This window comes from uncultured Campylobacter sp. (genome assembly GCF_938030815.1).
Taxonomy (GTDB): domain Bacteria; phylum Campylobacterota; class Campylobacteria; order Campylobacterales; family Campylobacteraceae; genus Campylobacter_B.
In genome coordinates, this window is record NZ_CALHII010000085.1 from 1 (window position 1) to 1950 (window position 1950).

A 1950-nucleotide genomic window follows, 5' to 3' on the forward strand; every position below is an offset into this window, starting at 1 on the left:
GCCTCCTGCTGAAAGGAACTCTCCATGAAGCGCTTCCACGTCCACCTGCACGTCGGCGACGTTTTTTAGACCCATTACTACGATGCCCACTTCGCCGCTGCTAAGCTCGCGGGTTTTGGCGGGCGCGAGCGGGTTGGGATACATCAGATCGAGCACCTCGTGGCGGTTATCGCTACCCATGATATAGACCTCGTCGCCCTTTTTCAGCACGCCGTCGTAGAGCCTCGCGAGCGCGAGCGCGCCTAGGTAGTTATCAAACCAGCTGTCGTAGATGAGCGCCTTAAGCGGCGCGGCGTCGTCCGTTTTGGGCGCAGGGATGCGAGTGATTATCGCCTCTAAAAGCTCCTTGATGCCCGCGCCCGTTTTGGCGCTGACCTCGATCGCGCTGCTGCAATCAAGCCCGATGACGTGCTCGATCTCATCTTTTACACGCTGCGGATCGGCGGCGGGCAGATCGATTTTATTGAGCACGGGGATGATCTCGAGGTTGTGCTGCAGCGCGATATAGACGTTTGCGATGGTCTGCGCCTGCACGCCCTGGCTCGCATCCACGACGAGGATCGCCCCCTCGCAGCTAGCCAGCGAGCGCGATACCTCGTAGCTAAAATCCACGTGCCCCGGAGTGTCGATCAAATTTAAAACGTATTTCTCGCCGCCAAGCTCGTACTCGAGCCGCACGGACTGCGCCTTGATCGTGATGCCGCGCTCCTTTTCGATATCCATCGTATCCATGATCTGGCTGCTCATCTGGCGCGCCTCGACGGCGTTGCACTCGCTAATCAGGCGGTCGGCGAGCGTGGATTTACCGTGGTCGATATGCGCGATGATACTGAAATTTCTGATATTTTTTGTTTTCAAGTGGCTTTCCTGATGAAATTTTAAGCCGCATTGTGCCGAAATTTCATTTAAAAATGGGTAAATGGGCGAATAGAATTTATGAGGCGAAATTTATACGGTAGCTCTAGGCGGATTGGAATTTTATGAAATGGAATTTTTTTAGGGGGGGGGGGGGTAGAGGAGAGATATAATGCGGCTTTGAGTGATATGCTTTTAAGCATTATTGGCAATGCGCTTTGTCACGGTAGGATTTTAGGATGAGGATTGAGCGTAGTTTTTCCTAATTGATTTTTGCGGCTGTATTGAAATGTAGGATTTTAAAAGATCCGCTACTAATAAAACCAAAATTCCGCCCATAAAAAAAGGCTAGCTCGAAAGCTAGCCTTTGTAATATGAGCTTAACGCTGATACTACCAATCAGTCTTTTGATTGTAGATATCGCGAACATCGCCAGAATCTAGAATTCTAGTCGAAGTATCGCTAGTACTATTGTCTGACGAGCTACCACCAGCGAACGATCCTACGTCATCCGCTATGCCCGATTTAACTTGACCTTCACCGCCCCAGACCGTAGGTTTAGACTGCTTTATATGTACACGAAGAGGATTATAATACTGTCGTACGCCTGGATACTTTTTAGAGTAGGCTCCTCCATCATTTGCAGTAAACATAGTCTTATCATTTAAGGCTGGAGTATGAATAAGCCATGGATTAGTAATGATACGTATTGTAGCATGACCGGCCGCATTACTGCTGATAGTTATATTCTCTTTACCCTTTTTTACTTTTTTTTCTCTTCCAATATTTACTTCTACGTCGCCTTCCTTAGCCAGACTGTCATAGGCGCTTACAAACTCTGCACCTATATCTTTTAAAGTAGCCTTTGTATTTACTACAAACTTCGTAAAATCAATCAAGCTATGATCTTCAGCCGCTAGCACGGTAAATATATTCGAGCCTTTAACCTTATTCGAAGAATCGATAACAACCGGGGCTTCATAGGCAAGATTTTCATTAGGCGCAGGCATATTCGAACACTTATCAATTCTACCACAATAAATCTGCGTATAAATAGGAACAGATATTGGAGTCCCAGTGGTAGCTTGCTGCACT

The 1950-nt window shown here is 47.6% G+C and carries 2 protein-coding genes; both read right to left on the reverse strand.

Annotated features, from left to right (window positions below; genetic code table 11):
* The coding region (locus tag Q0277_RS03095) for a GTP-binding protein (protein WP_297995488.1) at positions 1-858 on the reverse strand (858 nt) is incomplete at its 3' end.
* Positions 859-1247: 389 nt separating this feature from the next.
* The coding region (locus tag Q0277_RS03100; RefSeq protein ID WP_297995491.1) for a hypothetical protein at positions 1248-1950 on the reverse strand (703 nt) is incomplete at its 5' end.